Annotated in this window: 27 protein-coding genes and 3 pseudogenes; 8 read left to right on the top strand and 22 right to left on the bottom strand. The window is 60.1% G+C overall.

What is annotated here, in order from left to right; genetic code table 11:
• Positions 1-3 precede the first annotated feature (3 nt).
• From ACZ1HM_RS11270 to ACZ1HM_RS11240, 7 genes are read left to right on the top strand one after another with little or no spacing between them, the layout of a single operon-like run.
• Positions 4-270 carry an Hpt domain-containing protein gene (locus tag ACZ1HM_RS11270; protein WP_472742854.1) on the top strand — a complete coding sequence of 89 codons (267 nt, stop codon included), beginning with the start codon at positions 4-6 and terminating at the stop codon, positions 268-270.
• Positions 192-1,172, top strand: coding sequence for a hypothetical protein (locus ACZ1HM_RS11265; protein WP_472742853.1), 981 nt, complete (start codon positions 192-194; stop codon positions 1,170-1,172). The genes ACZ1HM_RS11270 and ACZ1HM_RS11265 overlap by 79 nt, the downstream gene beginning before the upstream one ends.
• On the top strand, positions 1,169-2,251 hold the full coding sequence (locus ACZ1HM_RS11260) for a chemotaxis protein CheA (protein ID WP_472742852.1): 1,083 nt from the start codon (positions 1,169-1,171) through the stop codon (positions 2,249-2,251). Before ACZ1HM_RS11265 ends, ACZ1HM_RS11260 begins: the two co-directional genes overlap by 4 nt.
• Positions 2,248-2,700, top strand: coding sequence for a chemotaxis protein CheW (locus ACZ1HM_RS11255; protein WP_472742851.1), 453 nt, complete (start codon positions 2,248-2,250; stop codon positions 2,698-2,700). Before ACZ1HM_RS11260 ends, ACZ1HM_RS11255 begins: the two co-directional genes overlap by 4 nt.
• A complete protein-coding gene (locus ACZ1HM_RS11250; protein ID WP_472742850.1) occupies positions 2,697-3,542 on the top strand; it encodes a CheR family methyltransferase in 846 nt (281 codons plus the stop codon). The genes ACZ1HM_RS11255 and ACZ1HM_RS11250 overlap by 4 nt, the downstream gene beginning before the upstream one ends.
• Before the next feature lie 24 nt (positions 3,543-3,566).
• On the top strand, positions 3,567-3,953 hold the full coding sequence (locus tag ACZ1HM_RS11245) for a response regulator (RefSeq protein WP_472742849.1): 387 nt from the start codon (positions 3,567-3,569) through the stop codon (positions 3,951-3,953).
• On the top strand, positions 3,953-4,294 hold the full coding sequence (locus ACZ1HM_RS11240) for a hypothetical protein (protein WP_472742848.1): 342 nt from the start codon (positions 3,953-3,955) through the stop codon (positions 4,292-4,294). The genes ACZ1HM_RS11245 and ACZ1HM_RS11240 overlap by 1 nt, the downstream gene beginning before the upstream one ends.
• Positions 4,295-4,518: 224 nt before the next feature.
• Here the strand turns inward: ACZ1HM_RS11240 and ACZ1HM_RS11235 are convergent, their stop codons facing one another.
• From ACZ1HM_RS11235 to ACZ1HM_RS11175, 13 genes and pseudogenes are all read right to left on the bottom strand, one after another.
• A complete protein-coding gene (locus tag ACZ1HM_RS11235; RefSeq protein WP_472742847.1) occupies positions 4,519-4,902 on the bottom strand; it encodes a chemotaxis protein CheD in 384 nt (127 codons plus the stop codon).
• Between the two features lie 124 nt (positions 4,903-5,026).
• Positions 5,027-5,203: a chemotaxis protein CheB gene (locus ACZ1HM_RS11230; RefSeq protein ID WP_472742846.1), complete on the bottom strand. Its 177-nt coding sequence runs from the start codon at positions 5,201-5,203 to the stop codon at positions 5,027-5,029.
• A gap of 110 nt (positions 5,204-5,313) precedes the next feature.
• Positions 5,314-6,090, bottom strand: a pseudogene (locus ACZ1HM_RS11225) (response regulator); the annotation flags it as partial.
• A gap of 72 nt (positions 6,091-6,162) precedes the next feature.
• A complete protein-coding gene (gene phoB, locus ACZ1HM_RS11220) occupies positions 6,163-6,903 on the bottom strand; it encodes a phosphate regulon transcriptional regulator PhoB (RefSeq protein WP_472742845.1) in 741 nt (246 codons plus the stop codon).
• A gap of 3 nt (positions 6,904-6,906) precedes the next feature.
• The gene (gene phoU / locus ACZ1HM_RS11215; protein ID WP_472742844.1) at positions 6,907-7,614 is read right to left on the bottom strand and encodes a phosphate signaling complex protein PhoU; all 708 of its coding nucleotides are present in this window, start codon (positions 7,612-7,614) and stop codon (positions 6,907-6,909) included.
• Between the two features lie 5 nt (positions 7,615-7,619).
• Positions 7,620-8,420: a phosphate ABC transporter ATP-binding protein PstB gene (pstB, locus tag ACZ1HM_RS11210; RefSeq protein WP_472742843.1), complete on the bottom strand. Its 801-nt coding sequence runs from the start codon at positions 8,418-8,420 to the stop codon at positions 7,620-7,622.
• Between the two features lie 12 nt (positions 8,421-8,432).
• Positions 8,433-9,767, bottom strand: coding sequence for a phosphate ABC transporter permease PstA (pstA, locus tag ACZ1HM_RS11205; protein WP_472742842.1), 1,335 nt, complete (start codon positions 9,765-9,767; stop codon positions 8,433-8,435).
• Positions 9,767-11,239 carry a phosphate ABC transporter permease subunit PstC gene (gene pstC / locus ACZ1HM_RS11200; RefSeq protein WP_472742841.1) on the bottom strand — a complete coding sequence of 491 codons (1,473 nt, stop codon included), beginning with the start codon at positions 11,237-11,239 and terminating at the stop codon, positions 9,767-9,769. Before pstC ends, pstA begins: the two co-directional genes overlap by 1 nt.
• Positions 11,240-11,332: 93 nt before the next feature.
• Positions 11,333-12,373 (bottom strand): substrate-binding domain-containing protein, encoded by a 1,041-nt coding sequence (locus tag ACZ1HM_RS11195; protein WP_472742840.1) that lies wholly within the window; start codon positions 12,371-12,373, stop codon positions 11,333-11,335.
• Between the two features lie 140 nt (positions 12,374-12,513).
• Positions 12,514-13,572, bottom strand: coding sequence for a sensor histidine kinase (locus ACZ1HM_RS11190; RefSeq protein WP_472742839.1), 1,059 nt, complete (start codon positions 13,570-13,572; stop codon positions 12,514-12,516).
• A gap of 3 nt (positions 13,573-13,575) precedes the next feature.
• Positions 13,576-14,097, bottom strand: coding sequence for a gamma carbonic anhydrase family protein (locus ACZ1HM_RS11185; RefSeq protein WP_472742838.1), 522 nt, complete (start codon positions 14,095-14,097; stop codon positions 13,576-13,578).
• The gene (gene gmk / locus ACZ1HM_RS11180) at positions 14,094-14,747 is read right to left on the bottom strand and encodes a guanylate kinase (RefSeq protein WP_472742837.1); all 654 of its coding nucleotides are present in this window, start codon (positions 14,745-14,747) and stop codon (positions 14,094-14,096) included. The genes ACZ1HM_RS11185 and gmk overlap by 4 nt, the downstream gene beginning before the upstream one ends.
• A 3-nt stretch (positions 14,748-14,750) precedes the next feature.
• A complete protein-coding gene (locus ACZ1HM_RS11175) occupies positions 14,751-15,641 on the bottom strand; it encodes a YicC/YloC family endoribonuclease (RefSeq protein WP_472742836.1) in 891 nt (296 codons plus the stop codon).
• 234 nt (positions 15,642-15,875) lie between these two features.
• On the opposite strand from ACZ1HM_RS11175, the gene ACZ1HM_RS11170 reads away from it, so the two are divergent.
• Entirely contained in the window at positions 15,876-16,586 is a 711-nt protein-coding gene (locus ACZ1HM_RS11170) for a PAS domain-containing protein (RefSeq protein ID WP_472742835.1), read from the top strand.
• Positions 16,587-16,756: 170 nt separating this feature from the next.
• Here the strand turns inward: ACZ1HM_RS11170 and ACZ1HM_RS11165 are convergent, their stop codons facing one another.
• The 9 genes and pseudogenes from ACZ1HM_RS11165 to ACZ1HM_RS11125 all read right to left on the bottom strand — a co-directional run bounded on the left by ACZ1HM_RS11165 (position 16,757) and on the right by ACZ1HM_RS11125 (position 26,449).
• Positions 16,757-17,476, bottom strand: a complete 720-nt coding sequence (locus ACZ1HM_RS11165; RefSeq protein WP_472742834.1) for an alanyl-tRNA editing protein — start codon at positions 17,474-17,476, stop codon at positions 16,757-16,759.
• Positions 17,473-18,429 (bottom strand): mechanosensitive ion channel family protein, encoded by a 957-nt coding sequence (locus tag ACZ1HM_RS11160; protein ID WP_472742833.1) that lies wholly within the window; start codon positions 18,427-18,429, stop codon positions 17,473-17,475. The genes ACZ1HM_RS11165 and ACZ1HM_RS11160 overlap by 4 nt, the downstream gene beginning before the upstream one ends.
• Entirely contained in the window at positions 18,429-19,847 is a 1,419-nt protein-coding gene (locus ACZ1HM_RS11155) for a DUF3772 domain-containing protein (RefSeq protein WP_472742832.1), read from the bottom strand. The genes ACZ1HM_RS11160 and ACZ1HM_RS11155 overlap by 1 nt, the downstream gene beginning before the upstream one ends.
• A complete protein-coding gene (locus ACZ1HM_RS11150; protein ID WP_472742831.1) occupies positions 19,796-20,830 on the bottom strand; it encodes a cysteine synthase A in 1,035 nt (344 codons plus the stop codon). The genes ACZ1HM_RS11155 and ACZ1HM_RS11150 overlap by 52 nt, the downstream gene beginning before the upstream one ends.
• 22 nt (positions 20,831-20,852) lie before the next feature.
• Positions 20,853-21,983 (bottom strand): NUDIX domain-containing protein, encoded by a 1,131-nt coding sequence (locus ACZ1HM_RS11145; RefSeq protein WP_472742830.1) that lies wholly within the window; start codon positions 21,981-21,983, stop codon positions 20,853-20,855.
• Between the two features lie 4 nt (positions 21,984-21,987).
• Positions 21,988-22,428: a TrgA family protein gene (locus tag ACZ1HM_RS11140; protein ID WP_472742829.1), complete on the bottom strand. Its 441-nt coding sequence runs from the start codon at positions 22,426-22,428 to the stop codon at positions 21,988-21,990.
• Positions 22,429-22,452: 24 nt separating this feature from the next.
• Complete coding sequence (locus ACZ1HM_RS11135) at positions 22,453-23,664, bottom strand: class I SAM-dependent methyltransferase (RefSeq protein ID WP_472742828.1); 1,212 nt, start codon at positions 23,662-23,664, stop codon at positions 22,453-22,455.
• Positions 23,665-23,721: 57 nt separating this feature from the next.
• A pseudogene (locus ACZ1HM_RS11130) lies at positions 23,722-25,145 on the bottom strand (cryptochrome/photolyase family protein).
• 66 nt (positions 25,146-25,211) lie between these two features.
• Positions 25,212-26,449, bottom strand: a pseudogene (locus tag ACZ1HM_RS11125) (aminotransferase class V-fold PLP-dependent enzyme).
• Positions 26,450-26,473 lie beyond the last annotated feature (24 nt).

Genomic DNA, 26,473 nt, shown 5'->3' with positions numbered 1-26,473 from the left:
ACGATGTCAAACGATCCAATGGCAGAAATCCGCGCCTCCTTCTTCATCGAATGTGAGGAATTGCTGGAAGCCCTGCAAGATGGCTTGCAGATGATGGAGGACGGCGAAAACGATGCTGAGACAATCAACATCGTCTTCCGCGCGGTACACTCGATCAAAGGGGCGCTGGCGCCTTTGGCCTGGAAGGGTTGGTGCGGTTTGCTCACCGATATGAAACGGTTCTGGATGAGGTGCGCGCGGACAGGTTGCAGGTGTCGCCGGAGGCGCTGAAGGTCTTCTTTCAAGCCGCAGATCACCTTGGCGATCTGGTCCGCATTTCCCGCGATGGCGCAGCCTTGCCTCAGGAAAAGACCGCCAGTCTGCTGGTCGCGCTGGATGCCTTCCTGGGGGATGTCCCGGCGGAAGAGGACGCACCAGAGGAAGAGATTGAGTTTCAGCCCATGGGCTTGTCTTTGGATCTGGGGTTGGACGATGGCGCCAATCAGGATGCACCCTTCCAGCTTGATGACCTGCCGCCGCCAGAACCGATAGGGACCGCAGAAGATGCCGCTGGCGTCTATGAGATCGAATTCACCCCGCAGGCCGACCTTTTTGAAACCGGCAACGAACCCATGCTGCTCTTGCGCAATCTGCAAGAGCTGGGGGAGGCAGAGGTGACATGCACGCTGCGCGACCTGCCTGATCTTGCCCAGCTGACACCGGAAGTACCGCATCTGTCATGGCGCATCGCGCTGCGCACTGACGTTGACGAAAGCGAAATCGCCTCTGTCTTTGAGTTTGTTGAGGGGTTGTGCACCCTCACCATCGAGCGGCAAGCCTCTGAGGCCGCGCTGCCAGACCCCGATGCGCTGCCTGATCCGCTCCCAGATGCGCCCCAGCCCGTAGAAGATCCCGGGTTCGAGGCGGCCCCGCCGCCAGTGGTGCCCCTTGCGGAGGCTCCTGTGGCGGCTGAACCGGCCCCGGATCCCGAACCAGCTTCCGCGCCCGAACCGGCCTCCGCCCCCGAAGCCAAAGCGGCCAAATCGACCCCTCCTGCCGCGAAATCTGTGGTGCGTGTGGATCTGGACCGCATTGAACGTTTGGTAAACCTCGTTGGGGAATTGGTGATCAATCAGGCAATGCTGAGCCAAAGCCTGGAGCAATCCGGCCTCTCCCCCACTCCGACGCGATGAGCGGTCTGGAAGAATTCCAGCGGCTCACCCGGGATATTCAGGACAGCGTGATGATGATCCGCGCGCAGCCTGTGAAATCACTCTTTCAGCGCATGTCGCGCATCGTGCGCGAAGCCTCCTCAGCCGTGGACAAGGACGTGCGTCTGCACACCTTCGGCGAAGCAACAGAAGTCGACAAAACCGTCATTGAGCGCCTCGCCGATCCGCTGACCCATATGATCCGCAATGCGGTTGACCATGGTCTTGAGACCAAAGAGGAACGCAAGGCTGCAGGCAAACCCGAACAGGGGCGCGTCAACCTTTCTGCCGCGCACCGCTCTGGCCGGGTGATCATTGAGGTGTCGGATGATGGCGGCGGCATCAACCGTCCTAAGGTGCAAAAGCTCGCCGTTGAGCGCGGGCTGATCCCCGCCGACTCGGTTCTCAGCGACAGTGAGATTGATAACCTGCTGTTCCTGCCGGGCTTTTCGACCGCTTCTGTGGTGTCAGACCTATCTGGCCGGGGTGTTGGCATGGATGTCGTGCGCACCGCGATTCAGGCCCTTGGGGGCCGCATCACCACCACGTCTGAGCCAGGCAAGGGCACGACCTTCTCCATTTCCTTGCCGCTGACGCTGGCGGTTCTGGACGGCATGGTGATCGAAGTGGCCAAGGAAACGCTCGTCTTGCCGCTCAATCTGGTGGTTGAGACGCTGTCGCTAAAGCAATCGGACGTGCAAATGGTGCGCCCCGGTGCCCATGTTGTTGAGGTCCGCAATGGTTTCGTACCGATCTTCGATCTGGGTGCCGCCCTGGGCTACCGGCCCGTCACAACGGATTTCGATGGCGCGGTGGCGCTGCTGATCGCCTATGACGATGAAAGCAGTGCTGCTCTGGTCATCGACGACATCCTGGACCAGCGCCAGGTGGTGATCAAAGGGCTGGAGGACAGCTTTTACCGCGCCCCTGGCATCGCCGCTGCGACAATCCTGGGCGACGGCCAAATCGCGCTGATCCTTGATCCATCCGACATCATCAATAACGCGGGCAAGGTGATGCCACCCCTGTCGCCGCCCGCTCAAGAAGGGCTTTCCGCATGACCAAATCCGCCGCGCACATCGAACTGCTCACGTTCTGGATCGCTGAACAAGAATACGCGCTTGATATCATGTCCGTGCGCGAAATCCGGGGATGGACACAGGCCACCGCCCTGCCCCATGCCCCCCATTACATGAAGGGTGTGATCAACCTGCGCGGCACCGTGCTGCCGGTGATGGACCTGTCCAGCCGGTTGAACCTGCCCACCCGCGAACAGACGGAGCGCAATGTGATCATCGTCGTCAAACAAGAAGACACGATGACGGGGCTTTTGGTCGATGCGGTTTCAGACATCATCACGCTGTCCCAAGACGATCTGCTGCCCCCGCCTGAGCTGTCGACGACGGCGGCTGAAGCAGTGGTCAGCGCGCTCACCCTGGTGGATGAACGCATGATCCGCGTTCTTGACCTGAGCACGACAATCAACGCTGTGGATGGAGTTGCTGCATGAACCCATCCGCAACAGCAACCAAGCTGGATCCAGAGAGTTTTCGGGCAATTGCTGAGCTGGCATACGCCGAAAGCGGCCTGACGCTGGTTGAAGAAAAGAGCTCCATGATCTGTTCGCGCCTACGCCACCGTTTGCGCGCGTTGGAATTGGCCGATTTCAGCGCCTATACGGCGCTTTTGAAATCTGATCAGGGACAGGCGGAGCGGCGCCATCTGATATCCGCGCTGACAACCAACGTGTCCCACTTTTTTCGCGAAAATCATCATTATGAGACATTGGCCCAAGAGATCACAAAACGTGCCGCCGACTTGAGATCTGGGAAACAGATGCGGATCTGGTCTGCAGGCTGTTCCAACGGACAAGAAGCCATCTCAGCCGCCATCACCGTGCATGAGACCGTGCCAGATTGTGCTGCCCAGGTGAAAATCCTAGCCACGGATATCGACCCTGAGGTGATCCAGTTTGCCAGCACCGCCCGCTATCCAGAGCGGTTGATGAATGGTGTCGTTGGCCCGCTGCGCAGTAAATATTTCAAACGTGATGACACTGACCCGAGTGAGCCGCACTTCACCCCACTGCCCGCATTGCAGCAGATGGTGCATTTTAAGAAGCTGAACCTGCTGGGGGCCTGGCCGATGTCGCGGCGGTTTGATGCGATATTTTGCCGAAACGTTGTGATCTATTTTGATGCCGAAACCCAGGCCAAACTTTGGCCCCGGATGCACAAGGCGCTCGCCTCGGATGGGGCCTTGTTTTTGGGCCATTCGGAACGCATCGGCGATCCTGAGCAGCTTGGCTTTACCTGCACCGGCCCCACCACCTACCGCCCCCTTTCACACTGACCCAAACATCAAAAGGACACCGCTATGGCATTGCGCGATCAAATACGGATCATGGTTGTGGACGATATGTCCACCAGTCGCGGTTTGATCACCCAGGCGCTTGACGCTTTTGGTGTCAGTCACGTGACAACGGCAGAGAATGGCAAGGATGCCTTGCAAATCCTGGCGCAGAAACCGGCGCATCTGGTGATTTCTGACTACAACATGCCAGAGATGGACGGGCTGCAGTTGCTGCACTACCTGCGCGCCTCTCCCAAAACCAAGGGGGTTGGGTTCGTGCTGATCACCGGGCGGGCGGAACAGCAGATTATTGATCATGGCAAAAAGCTGGGCATGAACAATTATCTCAAGAAACCGTTTCAACCCGAAGAGCTGCGCAATTGCATTGAGGCGGTTGTTGGCCGTTTGTGATGCCTGCAACCGATTTGTCCCTTCAAGACATCCTCAGCCGTGCGTCCGAACATCTGGACAGCCTGGCTGAGGAAGTGCTCGCCGTGGAGCATGCGTTAGGCGAAGAACTGGGGCTGATGCCTCAGAAGCCTGACAATATAGGCCGCTTGCAGCGGCTCGATTATCTGCGGCAGTCTTTGGAAGATGCCGCGATGCTGATGCATATCCTGTCAAAAGAGGGTCAGAACGGTGTTGCCGATGATGTGCAGGGAAAGTTGCGGTTGGAGACAACCCGTGCGCTGCTACGCTCTGGCGTATCGACGGCACCGGCTGCGGCTGCGGGCCAGGTGGATCTTTTCTAAGGCGTAAAGCCGGTCAGCCGTACCGGCAATGTGAAACAACTTCCATTCGTCAGGGTATTGGGCAATTATCTAAAGGCTGTCGCCTTCATCGCTTCACTGGGAAACACACCTTCAGCAACACCGATTTGCACAGTGCAAAGCGTCCAACCCACGGCGAATGCCAGCCACACAGACGTTTGCCAAACGCGCGGCGCATCTAGCCCCGCGCCACAAGCAGCTCCGTTTCAGAACAGCTCCAAATCGTTGCCGGCCGCCGGTTGCGGGACAGCGACCGGTTCCACGACCACTGCTTTGTCCATCTTCAGGCGGACACCGCCCGTTGTGGGTTGAAACACGATCTGCCGCGCCGCTGAACCGCCCAGAGATTCTGAGATGCAGGCGATCCCCTCTTGGGTCAGAAACTGCTTAAGGAACGCTGCATTCTGGGGGCCGATGTCTGACAGGCCCGAAACCATCTGGGCGCCGCCAAAGGCCTTGGCTTGCAACCGCTTGCGATCAGCACCCAGCTTCAAAAGCCCGTTGATCAGCAGCTCCATCGCGTTCACACCGGCCAGATCAGGCGTCGCGCCCGCCCGGCCAGCGCTGCGGGCCAGCAGGATGTGGTTCATGCCGCCCACTTTGGCGATCGGATCCCACAGACAACAGGCCACGCATGATCCCAAAGGGTCACGATCGTCGCCTCGGCGTCTGCGCTGATGCATTGCTCGCCCTGGGTGATGACATGCCGCATCGCTACACCTGCCCCGCCCGCGCCCGGATGGCACGGTTCAGCGCGGTGCCAAACTCAGGCAGGGCCACCTGACGCTCCACCCCGCCAAGCTCATGCGCCACGCGGGGCATGCCGTAGACAACACTGCTGGCTTCATCCTGTCCCAATGTAATGGCCCCCGCATCGCGCAGCGCGCGCATGCCTTGGGCCCCGTCACTGGCCCAACCCGGTCAGAATGCCGGCAATGACCCGTTTGCCACTGGGGCACAGCTGAGCGAAACAGCACATCCACAGAGGGGCAATGCAGCGCATCGGCTGGTTCATCGACAAACCGGCAGGTCCATCGCCCGCCGACGCGTGCCAGTTCCGTGTGTTGGCCCTGTGCGAGGGCCAGTCTGATCTGACCGGGGCCCAATTCCTCATTCGGGCGGGCGATTGCGACGTCTTGGGGCAATTGCCGGTTCAACAACTGGGCGAAGCTGACCAGAAACGCGGCCGGCATATGCTGGACAATCACGATAGGCGGTGCGTCGGGTGCCAGATCGCTCAGCACGCATTCCAATGCGGCCACGCCGCCGGTTGAGGCGCCGATCAGGATGATGGGCAACGGGCCACTGCGGAATGCGGCCACGCCGCCGCGGCGATTTTGCGGTTTGCGCATCACCTGAACAGAGCTGCAAGCAGCAGAATGCACCCGTCTGGTGATGTCCCGGTGCACGGTCTGATCCGCCAGCGTGCTGGGTTTTAGGATGCAATCCACGGCCCCCAATGACAGCGCTGTGATCGTGGCATCCGAATTGGCGCGTGTCGCCCCCGAGATCATGACAACCGGCAAGGGGCGCAGCGTCATGAGCTTTTCCAGAAAAGCCAGGCCGCTCATCCCCGGCATTTCGATGTCGAGTGTCACGACATCGGGGTTTGTCTGTTTGATGATGGTGCGGGCTGCGGCGGCGCAATCGGCCTCGCCCACAACGACAAGCTTGGGGTCCGCTTCCAGGATCACCCGCAGCCATCCCCGGATCGTGCGCGAGTCGTCGACAATCACGACCTTCTTTTTGGGGTAATGCCCTGCCGCTCGGTGGGTCATGCCGAAATCACTTGTCATATGCCCCTCACACGCCGTTTTGGCGTGGTATGTCTGACAAGAATGAATGGCGGGTTAAAAAGTTCGAGCGGACGTATCACGCGGGGGCATTGGCCCCCGCACGCCGTTACCCAGGGCGTAGCCCGCGCCGCGCACGGTGCGGATGGGATCCTCAGCAACCGCTTGGGTCAGCACCTTGCGGAGCCGGGCGATGTGCACGTCAACGGTCCTTGTGTCCACATAGATATCGGTGCCCCAGACCAAATCCAAAAGCTGATCACGGCTAAAAACGCGGCCTGGTTTTTCCAGCAAGGTCACCAACAGCCGGTATTCTGTCGGCCCCAGCTTCAGCTCTTGTCCTGCACGGGTCACTCTATGGCGTTCAGGATCAAGTGAGATGTCCTGATAGTTCAACGTTTCACCGCTGGCCCCGGGGCGCGAGCGGCGTAGCTGGGTGCGCACCCGCGCCATCAGCTCGCGCAGGCTATAGGGTTTGACCACATAATCATCCGCGCCAGTTTCCAGCCCGCGCACGGTGTCCACTTCTTCGGACCGGGCAGAGAGCATGATGATGGGGATGTTGCGTGTCGCTTCACGGGTTTTGAGCTGCCTGCACACCTCAATCCCGCTCATCAGGGGCATCATCCAATCCAGGATGACCAGATCGGGCGTGATTTCGGCCACTTGCAGCATCGCGTCTTCGCCGTTCTCCGCCCGGCTCACGGAATAGCCTTCGGCCTCCAGGTTATAGGCCAAGACCTCGCGTTGCGCAGGCTCATCTTCAACCAACAACACATGGGGTTGGGTGACGGACATGACTTACACCTCAGTGGAGACAGACGTCTTATCGGCCTTGGGTCGGTTTTCTTCGGGGTGTTCCCCCGTCACCAGATAAACGACCTGTTCCGCGATTGAGGTCACATGATCGCCCATGCGTTCCGTGTTCTTGGCGATGAAATGCAGGTGCATACAGGCGGTGATGTTGCGCGGGTCCTCCATCATGAACGTCAGGAATTCGCGGAAGAGCGCGTTATACATCTGATCGACGTCTTCATCGCGGCTGATCACATCCAGCGCCAGTTCCGCGTCGCGTTGGATATAGGCATCCAGCGCGCTTTTCAGCATCCCCTCCACCGCTTGCGCCATGCGCCGGATGGATCCTGCGCTGTCGTTCACGGGCGGCAGGCTGGCCAGCACGCCTGTGCGCTTGGCCATGTTTTTGGCATAGTCACCGATGCGTTCGAGGTTGGCGCTGATCTTGATCACGCTCAGCACCAAACGCAGGTCAATCGCCGTGGGTGCCCGCAGGGCGATCACGCGGGCCGCACTTTCGTTGATCAGATCTTCGAGCGCATCAATCGCTTTGTCATTGGCGCGCACGGTTTCGGCCAGCTCTTCGTCGCGGGTATCAAGCGATTTGGCGCCGAGGCGAATGGCGTCTTCGACCATGCCACCCATCTTCATAATCTGGGCCTGAACGGCCTCCAGGTCGCGGTCAAAGGCTGAGGCAATGTGTTGATCTTGCATGAGGATTATCCAATCCGTCCAGTGATATAGCTTTCGGTGCGGTCGTCTTCGGGCGCGGTAAAGATCTTGTCGGTATCGCCAAACTCCACCAGGTTCCCGAGGTGGAAAAAGGCGGTCTTTTGGCTTACACGCGCGGCCTGTTGCATAGAGTGGGTCACGATCACCACGGAATAATTCTGCCGCAGCTCATCAATCAGCTCTTCGACCTGGGCGGTGGCGATCGGGTCAAGGGCTGAGCATGGCTCATCCATCAACAACACCTCAGGCTCTGTCGCTACAGCCCGCGCGATGCACAGACGCTGTTGCTGGCCACCCGACAAGCCGGTGCCGGGGGCGTGCAAGCGGTCTTTGACCTCATTCCAGATTGCACCGCGTTTCAGCGCGCGTTCGACGATCTCATCCAGCTCAGCCTTGTTGCGGGCCAGCCCGTGGATGCGGGGACCGTAGGCTACGTTGTCATAGATCGACTTGGGGAAGGGATTGGGTTTTTGAAATACCATCCCCACCTTGGCACGCAGCTGCACCGGGTCGACCTCTTTGGCATAGATGTCTTCGCCGTCGATGTGGATGTCCCCCTCAACCCGGCAAATGTCGATGGTGTCATTCATCCGGTTGATACAGCGCAGAAACGTCGATTTGCCACAGCCCGAAGGGCCGATAAAGGCGGTGACGGTCTTGTCCTCGATGTCAACGTCTACGTCTTTGATGGCGTGGTTGTCGCCATAATAGACCTGCACGCCGCGGGCCGCGATTTTCACGGTGTCTGTGGTCACGTCGTCTGTCTCCGCTTGCAAATTGTCTTTCATCACTGCGTCTCCTTACCAGCGGCGCTCAAAACGGCGGCGCAGGATGATGGCGAGTATGTTCATGGAAAGCAGGAAGATCAGCAAGACGATGATCCCGCCCCATGCCTTTTCGTAAAACCCCGCATCCGCGCGCGCAGCCCATGTATAGATCTGGGCGGGCATGGCAGAGTTGGGATCGGTAAAGCCCGCGATCACCCCCTCAGGGTAGCCGCGCGCGACAAAGCCCACCATCCCAATGAGCAACAGAGGTGCTGTTTCACCAAGCGCCTGCGCCAGACCGATGATCGTGCCCGTCAGGATGCCCGGCATCGCCAGGGGCAGCACATGATGGAACACCGTCTGCATCTTGGAGGCCCCAACGCCAAGGGCCGCTTCGCGGATGGAGGGCGGCACCGCCTTGAGAGAGGCGCGCGTTGAGATGATGATCGTGGGCAGCGTCATCAGTGTCAGCACCAGACCACCGACCAGGGGGGCGGATTGCGGCAGGTGCATGAACTGGATAAAGACCGCCAGCCCCAGGATGCCAAACACAATCGACGGCACCGCCGCGAGGTTTGAGATATTCACCTCAATCAGGTCGGTGAAGCGGTTTTGCGGGGCAAATTCTTCAAGATAGATGGAGGCCGCAACGCCGATGGGCAGCGACAGCACCAGCACCACCAGCATCATGAAAAACGACCCCACCACAGAGGCCCCGATGCCAGCACCGCCTGGGTTGTCCACGCCTGAATCCGCACCGGTGATAAAGTTCCAGTTAAACACCCGCTTGATCACGCCCGCCTCAACCATCGCGTCAATCAGATCGAGATCAGACAGCATCATGAACCGGCTGTCTTGGAGCGTGTCGCGGGTGACGCGCCCGGTCAGATAGCCATCCACGCGCGAGGCTGCGGCCAGCTCAAAGTCCACTGGCTGACCCAGATCGCCCGGATTAGCGCGATAATGCTCGCGCAGCATTCCGCCGGGCTTGCCCAGCAAGCGACCAATCGCCTTGGCATCCACGGCCACATCCAAACCAGCGCTCGACAGGGCGGCGGTGATCTCTTCGATCAGTAGCCCCTCATAGGCTTTGGTTTTGAAAAGCTGGCCTTCGGCGTCGTCAAATTGTTCCTGGCTCAGCGTGAACTCCACCCCCACCACCGTGTGGGTAAAGGCAGGCAGGCCCGAGCGGATGATCGAGAAGGCCAGCACCACCAGAAAGAAAACGCCCACTGCAATCGCGGCAATCCCGTAGGCGCGAAAGCGTTTTTCGGCCGCGTTGCGTTTGCGGGTGCGCGCGTCTTCGGCCAAAAGCGATTTGGCCTTGGGGGCTGCGGGGGCCGCGCTGTTCATGCTTGCATCAGACATCAGTCATATTGCTCCCGATACTTGCGCACGATGAAGAGCGCGAAAACATTGAGCGCCAGGGTGATCACGAAAAGCGTCATGCCCAGGGCAAAGGCCACCAGCGCCTCGGGGCTGGCAAAATCCGCGTCGCCCGTCAGCTGGCTTACGATCTTGGCGGTGACGGTGGTCATCGCGTCAAAGGGGTTCATCGACAGCCGCGCTGCGGCCCCTGCCCCCAGCACCACGATCATCGTCTCGCCAATGGCGCGGGAAGCGGCCAGCAGGATCGCGCCCACAATGCCCGGCAAAGCGGCGGGCAGGATCACCTGTTTGATCGTCTCCGACTTGGTCGCGCCCAGCCCGTAAGATCCATCGCGCATGGCCTGAGGCACTGCGTTGATGATGTCGTCTGACAGAGAGCTGACAAAGGGGATCAACATCACCCCCATCACCAGACCCGCCGTCATCACCGCCGTGCCCGCCTGCATAATGCCCAGGCCGTCGCGCCCAAAGACCGACACCAAAAGCGGGCCCACCGTCAGCGGGGCAAAAAGCCCGTAGACGATGGTGGGAATGCCCGCCAGCACCTCCAACAAAGGTTTCGCAACCGAGCGGACCCGGGGGCTGGCGTATTCCGACAGATAGATCGCGGCGAAAAGGCCAATGGGGATCGCCACCGCGAGGGCCACAAGCGAGATGTAGAAGGTCCCCCACAAAAGCGGCAGCACACCAAGGTCAGAGGCCCCGCCCCGGCCCGAAAAGCTGGGGGCCCAGTTCAGACCGAAAAAGAAATCAGACGCGGGATAGAGCCGGAAGAACTCAACCGTGTTGAACACCAGCGACAGCACAATCCCGATCGTTGTCAGGATCGCGATGGAGGCTGCAGCGATCAGCAAATAGCGCACCGCCTGTTCAACCACATTGCGCGCGCGGTAGGCGGGATAGGCCTGGCGCAGGCCCCAAAGCGCACCAATCAGGGCGATGACGATCACAGCCAGGCTCATCGCAGAATACCCTGCAGCAGTCATCGCGCGAAAACGCTGTGCGGCCTGCAGGATCGGCGCGGTCAGCTCTGAGGTGATGATGGCACCTGCCTCTTGCAGGGCGGCGCTGATGTCGGCCAGGGGGGCCGATGGGTTGGCGGCTGCGGTCTCATCCATCACACCTGCGGCGACGGCCATGTCCAAACCATCCGCGGTGCGCCGCACCTCAGACAGCACCAGGCTGCGCGATGAGCTGTCGGCAATGGCGCTGTCCGGGATCAATGCAGAGACGGCGTTGTTGACGTAGAGCGGCTGCGCCAGCAACCACAGGATCATCAAAAGAAACGCAGGCACGGCTGCTTTGATCGCGACGTTGCTGCCGTAATAGCTGGGCAAAGAGTGCATGGTCCGCTGGTCGCCGCCTGCGTGTTTCATCACCCGCGCCCGGCCCAGCACATAGCCGCATGAGGCCACTGCCAGCACACTCAAAAATAGCCAAAGTAACGGCATCTTGCCCCCGCCCGTTTCTTCGAACCTAGGTCCGTTTCGTCACTCAGGGGCGGCACATTGGCCGCCCCTGACATCTTGTTCTCAGCTTAGGCTTTAAGAGCCTGCGCCGATGGTCTCTTCGTTCTCAACCAGCGCCTGTGTGTCGGCCAGCTCTGGGTCAGAGACCAGACCGTAGGTGGCCAAAGGACCGTCCGGGCCTGCCAGCTCATCCGCGACAAAGAACTGCGCATAAAGCTTCAGGCCTGGGATCACGCCGATATGCGCCTTCTTGACGTAGAAGAACAGCGGGCGTGACACCGGATACTGGCCAGAGGCAATGGTCTCTGTAGACGGTGCTACACCGCCCATGGTCGCCACTTTCAGCTTGTCTGTGTTGTTTTCATAAAACGCCAGGCCAAAGACACCGATGCCATTGGTGTTGGCGTCGATGCGGGCCAGGGTTTCGGTGTAATCACCGTCGATGTCCACGGATTTGCCATCTTGGCGCACGTCCAGGCAGGCATCCTCTGCGTCATCTTCGGACATGCCAGCGGCCATCATGGCCTCCATGGCACCGGTGGCCTCACAGCCTTTGAGCAGCACCTTGTCTTCGAACACTTCGCGTGTGCCGTGCTTGGTGCCGGGGATGAACATCGCGATCTCTGCATCGGGCAGGTCGCTGTTGAACTCAGACCAGCTGCTGTAGGTGTTTTCAACCAGCGCGCCGTCTTTGAGGACCTTGGCGCCGATGGCGTTAAAGATGTCGGCGGCTTCAAACGCGGTAAAGGCCGGACCGTTCGTCTGAGAGGCGAAGACGATGCCGTCATAGCCGATGCGCACTTCGATGATGTCGGTTACACCGTTCTCGGCGCAGGCCTTGATCTCTTTCTCGCGGATCTGACGTGAGGCATTGGCCACGTCGATGGTGTTTTCGCCCACCCCCTCGCAGAACCGCTTGAGCCCCGCAGAAGAGCCGCCGGATTCAACAACTGGTGTTGGGAAGTCGGTGTTTTCGCCAAAGGCTTCCGCAACGATGGAAGCATAGGGCAGCACAGTGGAAGAGCCTGCAACCTGCACCTGGTCGCGCGCAGCGGCGGTGGTGGCGGAAAGGGCGGCAATTGCCAGTGCGGATGTGGTGAGTTTTGTCAGTGACATGATGTCTCCTGTCAGTCGGTAAAGATGACCACCCCCATGGTGATCTTGATGCCCGATTTAGGCAGCGGGTACGCAGCTTTTGTGACAGTTACATTACAGTTTTATGACAGCCCTTAGGGCATTGATTTTTAGCGATTATTTCACTGGTTTCCTGCGCCGGGATTCGCAGTCGGCAAGATCACGGTAAACGCAGCCCCCTCGCCCAGCTCGGAACTGATCCGCAGCCGTCCCCGGTGCCGGTTGAGGATGTGTTTCACAATCGCCAGCCCCAGCCCCGTACCGCCCAAGGCGCGGCTGCGGTGGCTGTCGGCGCGGTAGAACCGTTCGGTCAGACGCGGCAGATGCAGGGGATCAATGCCCGGGCCATAATCGCGCACCGTAACCTGCACCGAAGCCATGCGAAGTGCGGGATCCCGGTCAAACCTTTCGACACTGATGTCCACCCGCCCTTGCTGGCCGCCGTATTTGATCGCGTTCTCGATCAAATTGGTAAAGACCTGCTGCAACTGGTCCGCATCCCCCAGCATTTCATCCGGGGCATCCTCAAGCCGGGGTTGCAAGGTGACGTCGTTCTCCACCGCCAGCGGGTTGAGGTTGCGCAGCGTGGCCTCCAGAATGCCGCGCAGATTGACCACATCGGTGGGTCTGACCCGTTCCTCTGCCTCCACCCGGCTGAGCGACAAAAGATCGCCTACCAGCCTGTTCATGCGCCCCGCCTCGCCCGCCATGATCCCCAAGAACCGCTCCCGTGCGGCGGGATCGTCCTTGGCCGGGCCGTTCAGCGTCTCAATAAAGCCCATGAGCGCAGTGAGCGGCGTGCGCAATTCATGGCTTACATTGGCCACGAAATCGCGCCGGATCTGCCCGGCCTCCGCTTGATGGGTGATGTCATCAAAGCTGAGGATAAGGGCCGGGCTGGCAGGCACAGCGCGCAGTGAGACCTGATAGGTCAGCTCTTTGCCCACATCACCTGCCAGATAGGTGGCCGTGCGGGGCTGAAGATCCCGCAAACACTGCTCCACCGTTTCCACAAGCGTGGGCTGGCGCAACGCGGTTACAAAGTGCCGTCCCCGCGCCCCGGTTCCGATCAGCGCCTCAGCAGCGTCATTGATCGCCACAATCCGTTCAGCAGGATCAATCGCCAAGGTGGGCAGCGGCAAGGCCGCCAGCAGATCAGAAAGAAGATCACGCTCTGCCATGGCCTAGACCTGGCGCAGATCCTTGCGGAACCTTTCGGCGTTTTGCTGATAGGACAGCGCGCTCAACGTCAGGCGTTTGGCCGCGTCCTCATCCAAGGTGCGCACCACCTTGCCCGGCGCGCCCATCACCAGTGAATTGTCCGGGATTTCCTTGTTCTCCGTGATCAGCGCACCCGCGCCAATGAGGCAGTTCTTGCCAATCTTGGCGCCATTCAGGATCGTGGCCCCCATGCCGATCAGCGTATTGTCCCCAATGGTGCAGCCATGCAGCATGACCTTGTGGCCGATGGTGCAATTCTCACCAATTGTCAGGGGAAAGCCCATATCGGTGTGCAACACGCAGTTTTCCTGAATGTTGCTGCCCTTGCCCAGATGGATCACTTCGTTGTCCCCGCGCAATGTCGCGCAGAACCAGACGGAGGACTGAGCCTCAAGCACGATTTTGCCAATCACATTGGCATCTGGCGCGACCCAAGCGGTTGCGTCCACGGTGGGGCTGGCATCGCCCAGGGCGTAAAGGGTCATTGCAGTTCCTCAAATTCAGTTTGCAGAGCGCGCACATGGTCGGACAAGCGGGGTTGCTGCGCGAACTTCAGGCGTTCCGCCATGATAATGGTTTTAAGCCGTTCTTCCGTCACATCCAGATCGTCATTCACCAGCACATAGTCATAGCCATCCCAATGGCTGATTTCATCCCAAGACTTCTGCATGCGCTTCTGGATCGTCGCCTCATCATCCTGACCGCGAGAGACCAGCCTGCGGTGCAATTCAGCAATCGACGGTGGGAGAATGAAAATGGACAGGGTGTTAGAGCCCAGCACCGAATTGCGGATCTGTTGGGCACCCTGCCAGTCAATATCAAACAGAACATCCCGCCCCGCGCTGATCGCCTCTTCCACCGGCATCATCGGTGAGCCGTAGAAGTTTCCGAAGACATGCGCGTGTTCCAGCATGTTGCCGTCCGCCACCCAGTTGCGAAAGGTCGCGTCATCAACAAAGTGGTAGTGCTGGCCGTCAACCTCACCTGGGCGCATGGCGCGGGTGGTGGCTGAGACCGAGAATTGCAAGGTTGCGTCCCAGCTCATCAGCCGACGCGCCAAGGTTGATTTGCCAGCCCCAGAAGGAGAGCTGAGGATGATCAAGAGGCCCCGGCGGTCTGCACTCTTCTTGCTCATGGTCTATTCCACATTCTGAACTTGTTCGCGCATCTGGTCGATCACAGCCTTCAGCGATAGACCTACCTGCGTCAGGGCCTGATGCTGGGCCTTGGAACACAGGGTGTTGGTTTCGCGGTTGAACTCTTGCATCAAGAAATCCAGCTTGCGCCCCACCGGACCGCCTTCGGCCAACAAGGCACGGGCCGCATCCACATGGGCACCCAGGCGGTCAATTTCTTCGGTGATGTCAGCCTTGACCGCGATCAAGGCCAGTTCCTGTGCCACGCGATCAGGGTCAAACCCATCGGTGTTCTGAGCGACCTTGGTCAGATTGGCTTTAAGACTGTCGGCCATGTCAGACTGGCGGGCGGGCACGAGGCCTGCAGCCTCAGCCGTCAGGGCCTCAATCTGGGCCAGTTGGTCGGACAGGACGTCTTTTAACGCCTGACCTTCGGTATGCCGCATCGCAACAAAATCCGCGAGCACGGGGGCAAAATCCTTGAGCAGCACTTTGCACAAGGCGGCGGCATCGTCTTCGGCCGCACTTTGATCCAAAACGCCGCGCATGGTGGCGATGTCCGTGGCCTTGGAGGGGGCAAGCGAGACGCCTGCGTCCATGGCTTGCGCTTCGATCTCATGCAAGGCGGCCAGAATGGCTGTCAGATGATCGCGGTTAACCGTCAGACTGCCGCCGCCGTCTTCGCGCGACAGGCGCAGATTGCAGGTGACATTGCCCCGGTCTGCTGCCGCACCTATGGCTTTGCGCAACCCGGCTTCCAGCCCATCGACCCAATCAGGCACCCGCAGGCGCAGATCCAGGCCCCGCCCGTTCACGGAACGCAATTCCCAAGTCCAGCTAAAGGGGCTGTCCGCCCCGCTGGCAGAGGCAAAAGCCGTCATCGATTTGATCATCGCGTCCCCCCGATTTGCGGTTGCACCGCAATAGGGCGAAACCCGCCACCGGGGCAAGCCCCAGGCGTCTTGGGCTGGGTGATTAACCAGTCTGACAGGTTGGCCATGAATTTCAGCAAATTTAGCGTATTAGTAATTTGGAAAGGGTACTAGGACGGTTCCCACACCCCCAGACGCGTGCCTTCGGCAGAAGTCGCAAAAACGCGCTCAAGTTGAACCGTTAAGGGAAGGCTCATGGACAAGCCGCCAGAGAATGCGCAGAGTGTAATTGCGATGTCTAATCATCTTACAGAAACCGGCTATGCCGCCATTGCCCAGGTCGATGCTTATTGGGACGCGCTGAGGGGCAGCAGATTGTTGCCCAGCCGGTCCGATATTGATCCGCGTGGGATTGAGCAAGCGCTTGAATATGCTTTCATATTAGAGCGTATCGCGCCCGGTGTGGCCCGCCACCGGATTGCGGGCAGTCATCTGAATGATCTGCTTGGGATGGAAGTGCGGGGCATGCCGTTGACGGCGTTCTTTACCGCCGCCGCGCGGGCAAGCGTTTCAGATCTGCTTGAGGACGTGGCCCAGAGGCCTGCGAAATGCACGCTCAGATTGCGCAGTGGCGCAGTTGGAGCAAGCCCGGTCCTGGAAGGCAAGATGATTTTGCTGCCGCTCAAGAGCGATCTGGGCGATGTCAGCCGCATTCTGGGATGTCTGGTCACAAAAGGCCCCATCGGCAATGCGCCGCGCCGTTTTGATATCCAAGGCAAACAGCTGGCACCGATCCTGCCTGGGGCCGCGGCCTTGCCACAAGACCTCTCTGCAGAGCAGCCGGGCGTGCCGACACCGGCCCCCGCCCCCGCGCGCGGCTTTGCTGAGACGCAGCAGTCTTTTGCGCCTAAGGGGCCGCAAAAGGGCCGCCCCCCTTATTTGCGTCTGGTGAAGACGGACGAATAGAGGGGCCTGCGGTGAGGTCATTTGGCGCTAGGTGCCGGTGAATGCGCTGTCCTCGCCTGAGAAGGTATCCGGGCGTGAGGGTAGATTAAGTTATAGTGGAAAGATGAAGCGCGGGGTGGTTTTCTGCCCCGCGCTTGGTCGTTTGGCGCGCGCCTTGGGTGTTGGTGCTTTTAGCTGTCGAGGTGGAGATAGACGCGGCGGTTCATCCGGCCTTTCTTTTCAATCTTGCCCAGACGCAGCGCACCGATTTCACCGGTGCGGGCCACATGGGTGCCGCCGCAGGGTTGGATATCAATCCAGTCATCCTCTGGCCCGATGCGCACCAGCCGGATCTTCCCGGCCCCCCGTGGCGGTTTGACGGCCATGGTTTTCACCAGCTGCGGGTTGGCGTCAAGCTCAGCCGAGGTGATCCAGTCTTCGTAAACGGGTGCGTCGAAGGTGACAAAGCTGTTGAGCACATCCTCAATCTCATCCCGGTCTGTGGGGGCTTCGGGCATGTCAAAATCCAGCCGTCCGTAGGTGGCTGAAATCTGTCCGCCAGTCACGCCAAAGGGAATGGCCACCGACAAAAGATGCAGGGCGGTGTGGACGCGCATGTGTTTGTGGCGGCGTTCCCAATCCAGCCGCTGGGTGATTTTGGCCCCAAGGGGCGGCAGCTGGCTGGCTTCTGCGGGGACCACGACGATGTCGTCTCCGTCGCCCTTCACGGTGGTGGCGATGGGCATTTCCAACCCGTCCCAGGCAATCCAGCCGGAATCGCCCGGTTGCCCGCCGCCTGTCGGATAGAACAGGCTTTGCGACAGGATGATACCGCCCTCAGGGGTGATGCCGGTGACGGTGCTGGGGGCTTCTTTCAGGTAGGGGTCCGCGCGGAACTGCATTTCAGTCACGTCTCGTTCTCCTTACTGTCTGGGGCCTTGGCCTGTTGCAGGGCTTCGGGGTTGCGCAGCCACAGATCCCGCTGGGCAAAGGGGATTTCAATCCCTTCCGCGGCAAAGCGTTCGGCGATTGCGTGGTTGATGTTGTTTTTCACCACCATCATCCAGTTCACATCCCGCAAGAAGCACCGGACCTCAAATTCCAGCGCATCTGCCCCGAAGTTCAAAAACAGAACCGCCGGGGGTGCTGAAAGCACCATGGGCTGGGCTTCTGCGATCTCTTTCAGGATGGCCTCAACCTTGCGGGTGTCGGTCCCGTATGCCACACCAACCGACACGATGACCCGGCCGATGGTGTTGCCGCGGGTGTAGTTTGTGACCGTGCCGCTGATCAGATCGGCGTTGGGCACGATGACATCGGACTTGTCAAAGGTCTCAATCCGGGTAGAGCGCACGGAGATGTTGCGCACATAGCCCATCTTGCCGCCCACATCGATCCAGTCGCCTTCTGAGATCGGGCGTTCGATCAGTAGGATGATGCCAGAGACGAAGTTGTTGACCACGTTTTGCAGGCCAAAACCAATGCCCACCGACAGCGCGCCCGCCACGATGGCGATGGAGCTAAGATCAATGCCCGCCCCGGTGATGGCCGCCAAAGCAGCAAGGAAAATACCGACGTAGCCCAGACCCGCGACAATGGCGTTTTGCCCGCCCACATCGATGCGTGTCTTGGGCAGCACATTGGTGCGCAGCGCGGATTGCACCAAACGGGTCAGCACATAGCCAATCGCAAAGATCACCGCAAAGGCCAGGAAATCCGTGGGCGAGATCCGGCTTTCGCCAATGGCAAAGCCACGCCCCAAAGCGGCCCAAAGCTCCGTCAGGTCGGTGACCCGCATCCCCCAGACCAGCGCCAGCACCGGCAGCGTGCCCAGCAACAGCACAATGCCCAGCAGAACAGGCATCAAGGTATCGCGCGCCGCAGCCCCTGCCCTGTGATGGCACCAAAGACATCTGCGCCAAAGCGTTGCAGCACGATGACCAGCCCCAGCATCACCAGCGTCATGATATAGGGGGGCAGCAGCCCATCGGCGGCGTTAAAATAGCCAGCCGCCATCATCAGCGGTGCCGCACAGGCCACAACGATCCCGCCGGTGCCCAGGGTCCGCACCACGCGGCTAAAGCTCGTGGTGCGCTGTTCGCTGGGGTCTTCGTCTTCTTGTACCGGGTCGCGGAAGGCGCGCAGCAGGACGCTGATCCGAAAAAGCGCGATGCTGGAGACCAGAAAGAACGGAAATACCAGCGCTGATTTGGAGGCGGCGGCCGGATAGCCGCTGTCAACGACAAGCGACGCCAGCTCGGACAGGATGATCATGAAGGTGATCAGGCTGACGTAGAACCGGACCTCTGCGCGGTTGCGCATCGGCAAGGCGATCAGCGCCTCATCGTCATCGCGCGAAAAGACCCGTTCAGTCACCCAGCGCACCACCAGCATGACACCGGCCAGGGCCGAGATGGTCAGGATGATCTCATTGCCAGAGGGGCCAAAACGTTCGGTGGAGATGACAGCGATGCCCAAAAGCCCGATGCCCGCCACCGGCAGCGCAATGCTCAGCAATGAGACAACGAACCGCCAGATGCCAAAGCCGCGCGCGCCCCATTGGCGCATCCGCCGCACAATGCGGTGCGACCACAGCCGCCCGCGCCACACCAGCACCAGGCCGATGAGGCCAAAGATGATCGCCAGCGGCAGGTCTTCGCGCAGATCGGGCGTGTCGTCATCCACATCGCTTTGTGGCGGTTCCAGCCACAAAAGCCGCGCGCTAGCCATCAGATCATCCAGCGCGCGGGGCCACACCGCTGGGTTCAGCGGTGTTGGCGTGACCTCAAACAGCTGATCGGTTTGCCGGTTGCGCAAAATGCGGTCGATTTCGCTCACAATGGCTTCGGCGCGCACAAAGGCGGCTTCGGCGCGCTGCACCGGCACCAGCGCGGTGTTGAGCTGTTCGTTTAGGTCCGCGCGGGTTGCGGCCACATCAATGGGCTCTTGCAGATCACCTTCGGGCGGCGGCCCCAGGGCTGCAATCTGTTCGCGCAGCGTGCTGATGCGCGTGGCGTTCTGGTTGCGGGCCTGTTCAAACTGGGTCCGGTACTCAATGACCGAGCTGCGCAGCGTCTCAAACACCGCGTTGCTGGTTTGCCCCCGGTCCACGGCGGCCTCGGCGCGGGTGGCCAGCGTTTCCCAGGCGTCAAAGTTCTGGGCCAGACCAGCTGTCACCAAACACCATAGGGCCAGGATGGCCCCCAGGATCAGTTTCAGGTGGCTGCGCATCAGCTGTCTTCGAAAACCGTGGGCAAGCTCAGCGGCGCGCTGTCCAGCCATGCGGGCACGGGCAAGCCCTTTTCCTTTAGGAACGCCGGATTAAAGAGTTTGGATTGATACCGGGTGCCAAAATCACAAAGGATCGTGACAATCGTATGCCCCGGCCCAAGTTCTTTGGCCAACCGCATCGCCCCCGCCACGTTCACGCCAGAGGACGCGCCAAGGCAGAGCCCTTCGTTCTGCAAAAGGTCAAAGACGATGGGCAAGGCTTCGGTATCTGGAATGTTATAGCTGAAATCGGGCTTTAACCCTTCAAGGTTCTTGGTGATGCGCACCTGGCCAATGCCTTCGGCGATAGAGCCGCCTTCGGTGGCCAGCTCACCTGTGGTGTAATAGCTGTGCAGCGCCGCGCCATCCGGATCGGCCAGCGCGATTTTCACGCCTTTGGGCTGCAGTGCCATCGCGATGCCAGCAAGCGTGCCGCCAGACCCTACGGCACAGCAGAACCCATCGACCTTGCCGCCGGTTTGTTCCCAAATCTCGGGGCCGGTGGTCTCAATATGGGCCTGACGGTTGGCCACATTGTCAAACTGATTGGCCCAGATCACCCCTTCGTTGGTGTTGCGCGCCAGTTCATTGGCCAAACGCTCAGAATAGCGGACAAAGTTGTTGGGGTTTCGGTACGGGGCTGCGGGTACTTGCACCAGTTCGGCGCCCGCAAGCCGCAGCATGTCTTTCTTTTCCTCAGACTGGGTTTCCGGGATCACGATCACTGTCTTGAACCCCATCGAGGATCCCACCAGCGCCAGACCGATGCCGGTATTGCCTGCCGTGCCTTCCACGATGGTGCCACCGGGCTTCAGGGTGCCTTTTTCAATGGCGTCCCTGATGATGAAAAGTGCGGCACGATCCTTGACCGATTGACCGGGGTTCATGAACTCAGCCTTGCCCAGGATGTTACATCCCGTTGCCTCACTAGGGCCGCGGAGCTTGATGAGTGGTGTTTTGCCAACAGCGTTGGCCAGATCGGATGCGACGTGCATGATGCCCCCCGGGGTCGTGTGATTACCCTGTCGGTGTAACGCCCGGCCCTTCGGACCTCAAGCGGTCGCGGTGATGGGATAAATAGTAAGCCGCCAGCGCCAGCGGTGCATTGGCCACGTCAAGCTGTGCCACCCGCGCCATTAATGCCTCAAACGACATCAGGTGGGAGCGGATATCCTCATGCTCCGCCTCCAACCCGCCCGCGCCAGCGCTGTGGTCCGGCAGATCCGCCAGGCCAAGGTAGAGATAGTAAAATTCCGTCGAGGTGCCGGGGCTGGGATAGACCTCGGCGATGGTTTCCAGCCGGTCCAGCGTGATCCCCGCTTCCTCCTCCGCTTCGCGGCGCGCGGCGTCTTGCGGGGTTTCGCCCGGGTCGATCCGGCCCGCGATGGGCTCCAGTTGCCAACAGGCGCGGTCGCCCCGGCCAATTGGGCCCAGACGAACCTGCTCCACCAGCAGCACCCGGTCGCGTAAGGGATCATAGGGCAGCACCAACGCCGCATCTGCCCCCACAAAAACCGCACGATCCAGAACTTCTGACATACCGCCGCCAAACTGTGCGTGGCGCAGCTCCAGATCATCCAGCGCATAGAACTTGGCATAGGCGCGCACCCGTGAGAGCACTTCAATCGTGCCCTGAAACCCATCCCTGCTGTGATGTGAGCCTGCCGCACGGACCTGAGACGCCGCCCGCGCGCGGATCATCGGGAACATCTGCGCCACCTCTTCGCGGCTGCGCGCGCCGTAGTATCCCATCACCTCGGTCGCGGCATAGAGCGTCATGTCACCCCAAGCGTCCAACCAATCCTGCAAAGACCACGGGCCATCCGGCGTCCACAAACCCGGCGTTGGCAAATAGACCTCCGCCGCTTCTCCGTCCTCAAGCGTCACAGCCGCCAGATCATAGGCAAAGCTGCCTTCGTAGAAATTGAGCCGGTCCACATCCTGCGCAGATAGCCCGCGCACCACCAAGCCATTGGCCACAGCATCCGTGCAGGCGGCAATCATAGGAAACGGGCCTTCGGCCACCGCAGACACGGTATAGTCGGTCAACCGGGCTGGTGCCGCGTCGATCTTGGCGGCGGACCGCCCCAAGACCAGCTCCAACAGCGGCATGTGCCGCAGCGTGCCGTAAAAGAACAGTGTTTTCATTCAGCTACCGCCAACGGTTGCCTGCAAATTCCGTCAGCAACCCCGACACCAGCGCACCGGCCAGAAAGGCGATCCCGATCGTTGGTGTCGCGATGATCAGCGCGTATTCGGCCCCAATCTGGAAGATGGCGATGATCGCTTCAAACGGGCCATCGTAGCGGTTGCGCATGGCCAGGCGCATCATCTCATTGATCGCTTGCACGCCGATGCCCCACAAAAACAGGACAAACATCCCCGTCAGCCCGTTGTTAATGGCGTTGGTGGTCCCGCGTCCAACGCGGGGGCCCATCACGCTCCAGCCGACAACAAGGCCGATGATCAGGTTCACATAGACGAAATAGCCGAAATTCGTGCTCTCAGGCATCAGGGGCATGACCAGGAATGAGATGCAATACCCTGCCACTGCCAAACATATCGCAGCCATCAATCGCGCGGCGGTGGGCATGGAAAGCTCCCTTAGGTCTGGTGTCTAGCCGGGTCGCCTAATCGTAATCTGCGTGACGTCACAATTTCCACTGTCAAATGTGGCCGCGCAGGAAGTGAGGTAAAAATTCCACATGCGACGGAACCGGTCATCAAAGCCAAGCGCGGTGATCTGGTCCCATTTGGCATTGAAGGTCTCATGCCAACGGCGCAGCGTGATGTCGTAGCTTTTGCCAAATTCGATGGATTTGTCCACGACCAGTCCCGCACGCTCAACCTGTTCACGCAAGACCTTAGGGGACGGCAGCATCCCACCGGGAAATATGTATTTCTGGATGAAATCGACACCGCGTTTGTAGACATCCCAACGGGCATGATCGACGGTGATGATCTGCAACGTGGCCGCGCGGCCCGGTTTCAGCCGCTCACGTACGGTGTCAAAGTAGACGGGCCAGTATTTTTCGCCCACGGCTTCGAACATCTCAATGCTCGCAATGCCGTCATAGTGCCCGCGTTCATCCCGGTAGTCTTGAAGTTTAAAATCAACTTGGCCCGAAAGCCCCGCCTTTTCAATGCGTTCCTTGGCGTACTTGAACTGCTCTTCTGAGATGGTCAGCCCAGTGACCTTGAGCCCGCGTTCCTTGGCAGCGTATTCGGCAAACCCGCCCCAGCCGCAGCCGATCTCCAGCACATGATCGCCGGGCTTGACGCCCATCTGGTCCACCATGCTTTTGTATTTCGCCGTTTGCGCCGCCTCTAACGATTGTTGGGCGTCTTTTTCAAACAAGGCTGAGGAATAGGTCATCGTTTCATCCAGCCACAGGCTGTAGAAATCATTCCCCAGATCGTAGTGATAGCTTATGTTCTTGCGCGCTTGCGTCTTGGAATTGCGCTGCAGCCAGAAGCGCAACTGCTCAAACCGGCGTACCAGACCCATGCCCGGAAAGCCATCATAGACGTTTTCATTGCCGTGATGCACCAGATCCATAAAGGCCTGCAGATCCGGTGTGGACCAATCCCCATCCAGATAGGCGTCACAAAAGCCCAGATCGCCCTCGCGGATCAGCCGGGCGAAAAGATCCTCGCTTTTGATCTGAAGCTCAGCCACATGGCCGGGCTTGGCCCCTTCGGCGCGAAAAACCCGGCCGTCGGGCAGAACAAAGTCGATGCGACCGTTCTGCATTTCCTGCGCCATGCCAAAAACACGCGCAAAGTAACGCGGCAGATTTTTCTGCCCCTCGGTACTTGTCAAAATCATCGTGCCACTCCCCGTGGATTTGCGACAGTTTAGCCTGTCATTTTTCATTTACAAACCTTAAAAGCCCCGGTTTTCATAGGCTTCCAAGGCGCGCTTGCGTCCGTCTTCTGGGGATACGACGGGGCGCGGATATGGATCACTTGGCGCCAGCCCCAGGATTTGGGTATGGCGTCAAAGTAGGAACGCGCATCTTCATGCGGGTTGGCATAGCCTTCGGCGATCCACCGGCTGACATAGCGGCGGTCTTTGTCGAATTTATCCAGCTGCGTCACCGGATTGAACACCCGGAAATAGGGCGTTGCATCGGGGCCAGAGCCTGCCGACCATTGCCAGCCCATCGCGTTGCTGGCCGGATCCCAATCAATCAGGCAGTCTTCGAACCATTTCAGGCCAATGCGCCAATCGGTAAGCAGATGTTTGGTCAGATAGCTTGCGACAATCATGCGGCCCCGGTTGTGCATGCGCCCCGTGACATAAAGCTCTCGCATCGCGGCATCGACAAAGCGAATGCCGGTGCGCCCCTGTTTCCAGGCCAGCACATCCGCGCGGTTTTCATCGGTGTTCCAGGGAAAGGCTTCCCATTCCTCGCGCCAATTGCTTTTCAGGATGCGGGGCGTGTGGTGCATCAGGTGATAGGCAAACTCACGCCAGACAAGTTCTTTGAGAAAGGTCTCAGCCCCTGCCTTGCCCTCTTCACGGGCGCGCTGACCGGCGTGCCAGCACTGATGCGGGCTGATCTCACCCAAAGCGAGGTTTTCAGACAGGTTGGAGGTGCCATCCATGCCGGGGATGTCGCGGTTGCTCTGATAGCCCGCGACGCCAGCCTCCAGGAAATGCGCGAGCCGGTCCTGTGCGGCATCCTCGCCCAGTTGCACATAAGGGCGGACCACCGCAGCCCCTCGGCGCATGGCCGCTCCCATGGCCCAGCTGTCCAATGCGTCACTTTCTGGCCAGGCGTTCGGGGCCGCGATATTGGCGGGCGCGATGAGCGGCACATCGACAGAGCGCCCTTTCACCGCATTCCAGAAGGGGGTGTAGACCTTGTAGAACCCGCCGGTCTTTGTCTCAACCGTCCAGGGTTCAAACATGACGTGACCGCCAAAGGACCGCGCATCAACACCACCCGCCTTCAGCGTCTGTTTGACGGCCGTGTCCCGCGCCACGCTTTCAGGATCATAAAGCCGTGACCAATAGACCCCCTGCGCCCCGGTCTCCGCTCTGAGCTGTTGCAGTTCGGCGAGGCTGTCTGTGGTGCGCCGCAAGATCAGCTTGCTGCCGCGCGCCTCAAGTGTCTTTGCCAGCGCAGACAGCGCCAGCCCCAAGCGCCACTTTGGCGCCGCCCCCAGTGCCGCAACGCTGTCGTCATGCAAAAACACCGGGATGACAGGCCGCCCGGTTTCGCAGGCCGCGCTTAGCGCTGCGTGATCAGACAGGCGCAGATCGCGTCGAAACCAAACCAATACCGGTGCGCTTTGTGACATGATGGGGCCTTTTCTGCTGCTCTTTGAGGCAGATAGCTCTGAAGTGCGGCATTCAAGGCGTGGTGCTTACAAAACGTCGTCCAGCGCGTTGAGAAGCTGATCCATTTCCGCCTGGCTGGTGTAATGCGTGAAACTCAGGCGCAGCACGCCCTTGTCCATGTCCACACCCATCGCAGACAGCGCACGACCGGCATAGAAATCACCACCCCCGCCATGATCCCGCGCGCGGCCAAAGCCGTCGCGGCCTCAATCCCCGGCACGTTGAGCGCCAGTGCCACGGTCGGCGCACGGCCTTCCGCAGCCTCTGGCCCCACCAGACGCACAGCATTGCGGTTCTTCATGGCATCCAAAAGCGGTTGCAGCAGGGCTGTTTCATGGCCGCGCATCAGATCATGCACCGCGGTGGCGCGCCCTGCGGCATCCGCCTGCCCTGCGATATGGTGGGCATAGGCGGCATCGATATAATCCGCCATCCCGGCGCAGGCCGCGACCTGCGCATGATCCGGCCCCGCAGGGGTGAAGCGTTTGTAAAGCGTGTCGCCGTTAAAGCTGTGGCCCTGATTTGGCAAAAATTCCCCCAAGGCGCGGCGGATGACCATGATGCCCTGATGGGGCCCATAGGTCTTGTAGGCAGAGAACAGGTAGATATCCGGCCCCAAGGCCCCCACATCCGCAAACCCGTGCGGCGCATAGGATACGCCATCAACACAGACAAAGGCCCCAGCGGCATGGGCCAGTGCTGTGATTTCGACCACCGGATTGACCTCGCCCACCACGTTGGAGCAATGCGGGAAACAGACCAGACGCACGTTTTCATCCAGCAGATTGGCCAGATCATCGGTATCCAGATGCCCCGTATCGGGGTTCATCTGCCATTCGCGCACCTCAATCCCGCGCTCAGCCAGACGCCGCCAGGGGCCGGAGTTTGCCTCATGGTCCTGGTTGGTGACCACAATCGCCTCGCCCGGTTGCATCATCTGGCCAAAGGCCTGTGCCAGCACATAGGTGTTTTGCGTGGTGGAGGGACCAAAGCTCAGCTCATCCGTCTCCACCCCCAGCATGGCCGCCAGGCGCATGCGCGCCTCGTCCATCTCTTCACCGCCCAGCGTGCTGGCGGCATAGGGCGCATAGGGTTGGACTTTGCGCTCTGTATAAAACCGGTGCAGCCGGTCGATCACCGGACGGCAAGCATAAGAGCCGCCTGCGTTTTCAAAGAAGGCTTGGCCCTGCAAAGCGGGCACATCAAAGGCGGGGAATTGGGCGCGCACCCAAGGCGTATCAAGCGTTGTCGTATCAAGTGTCATGGCGCGACCCTGTGCCGAAACGTC

The sequence above is a fragment of the Sulfitobacter sp. GN1-4 genome (genome assembly GCF_055693825.1).
This window is presented reverse-complemented; position numbering and strand designations above follow the sequence as displayed.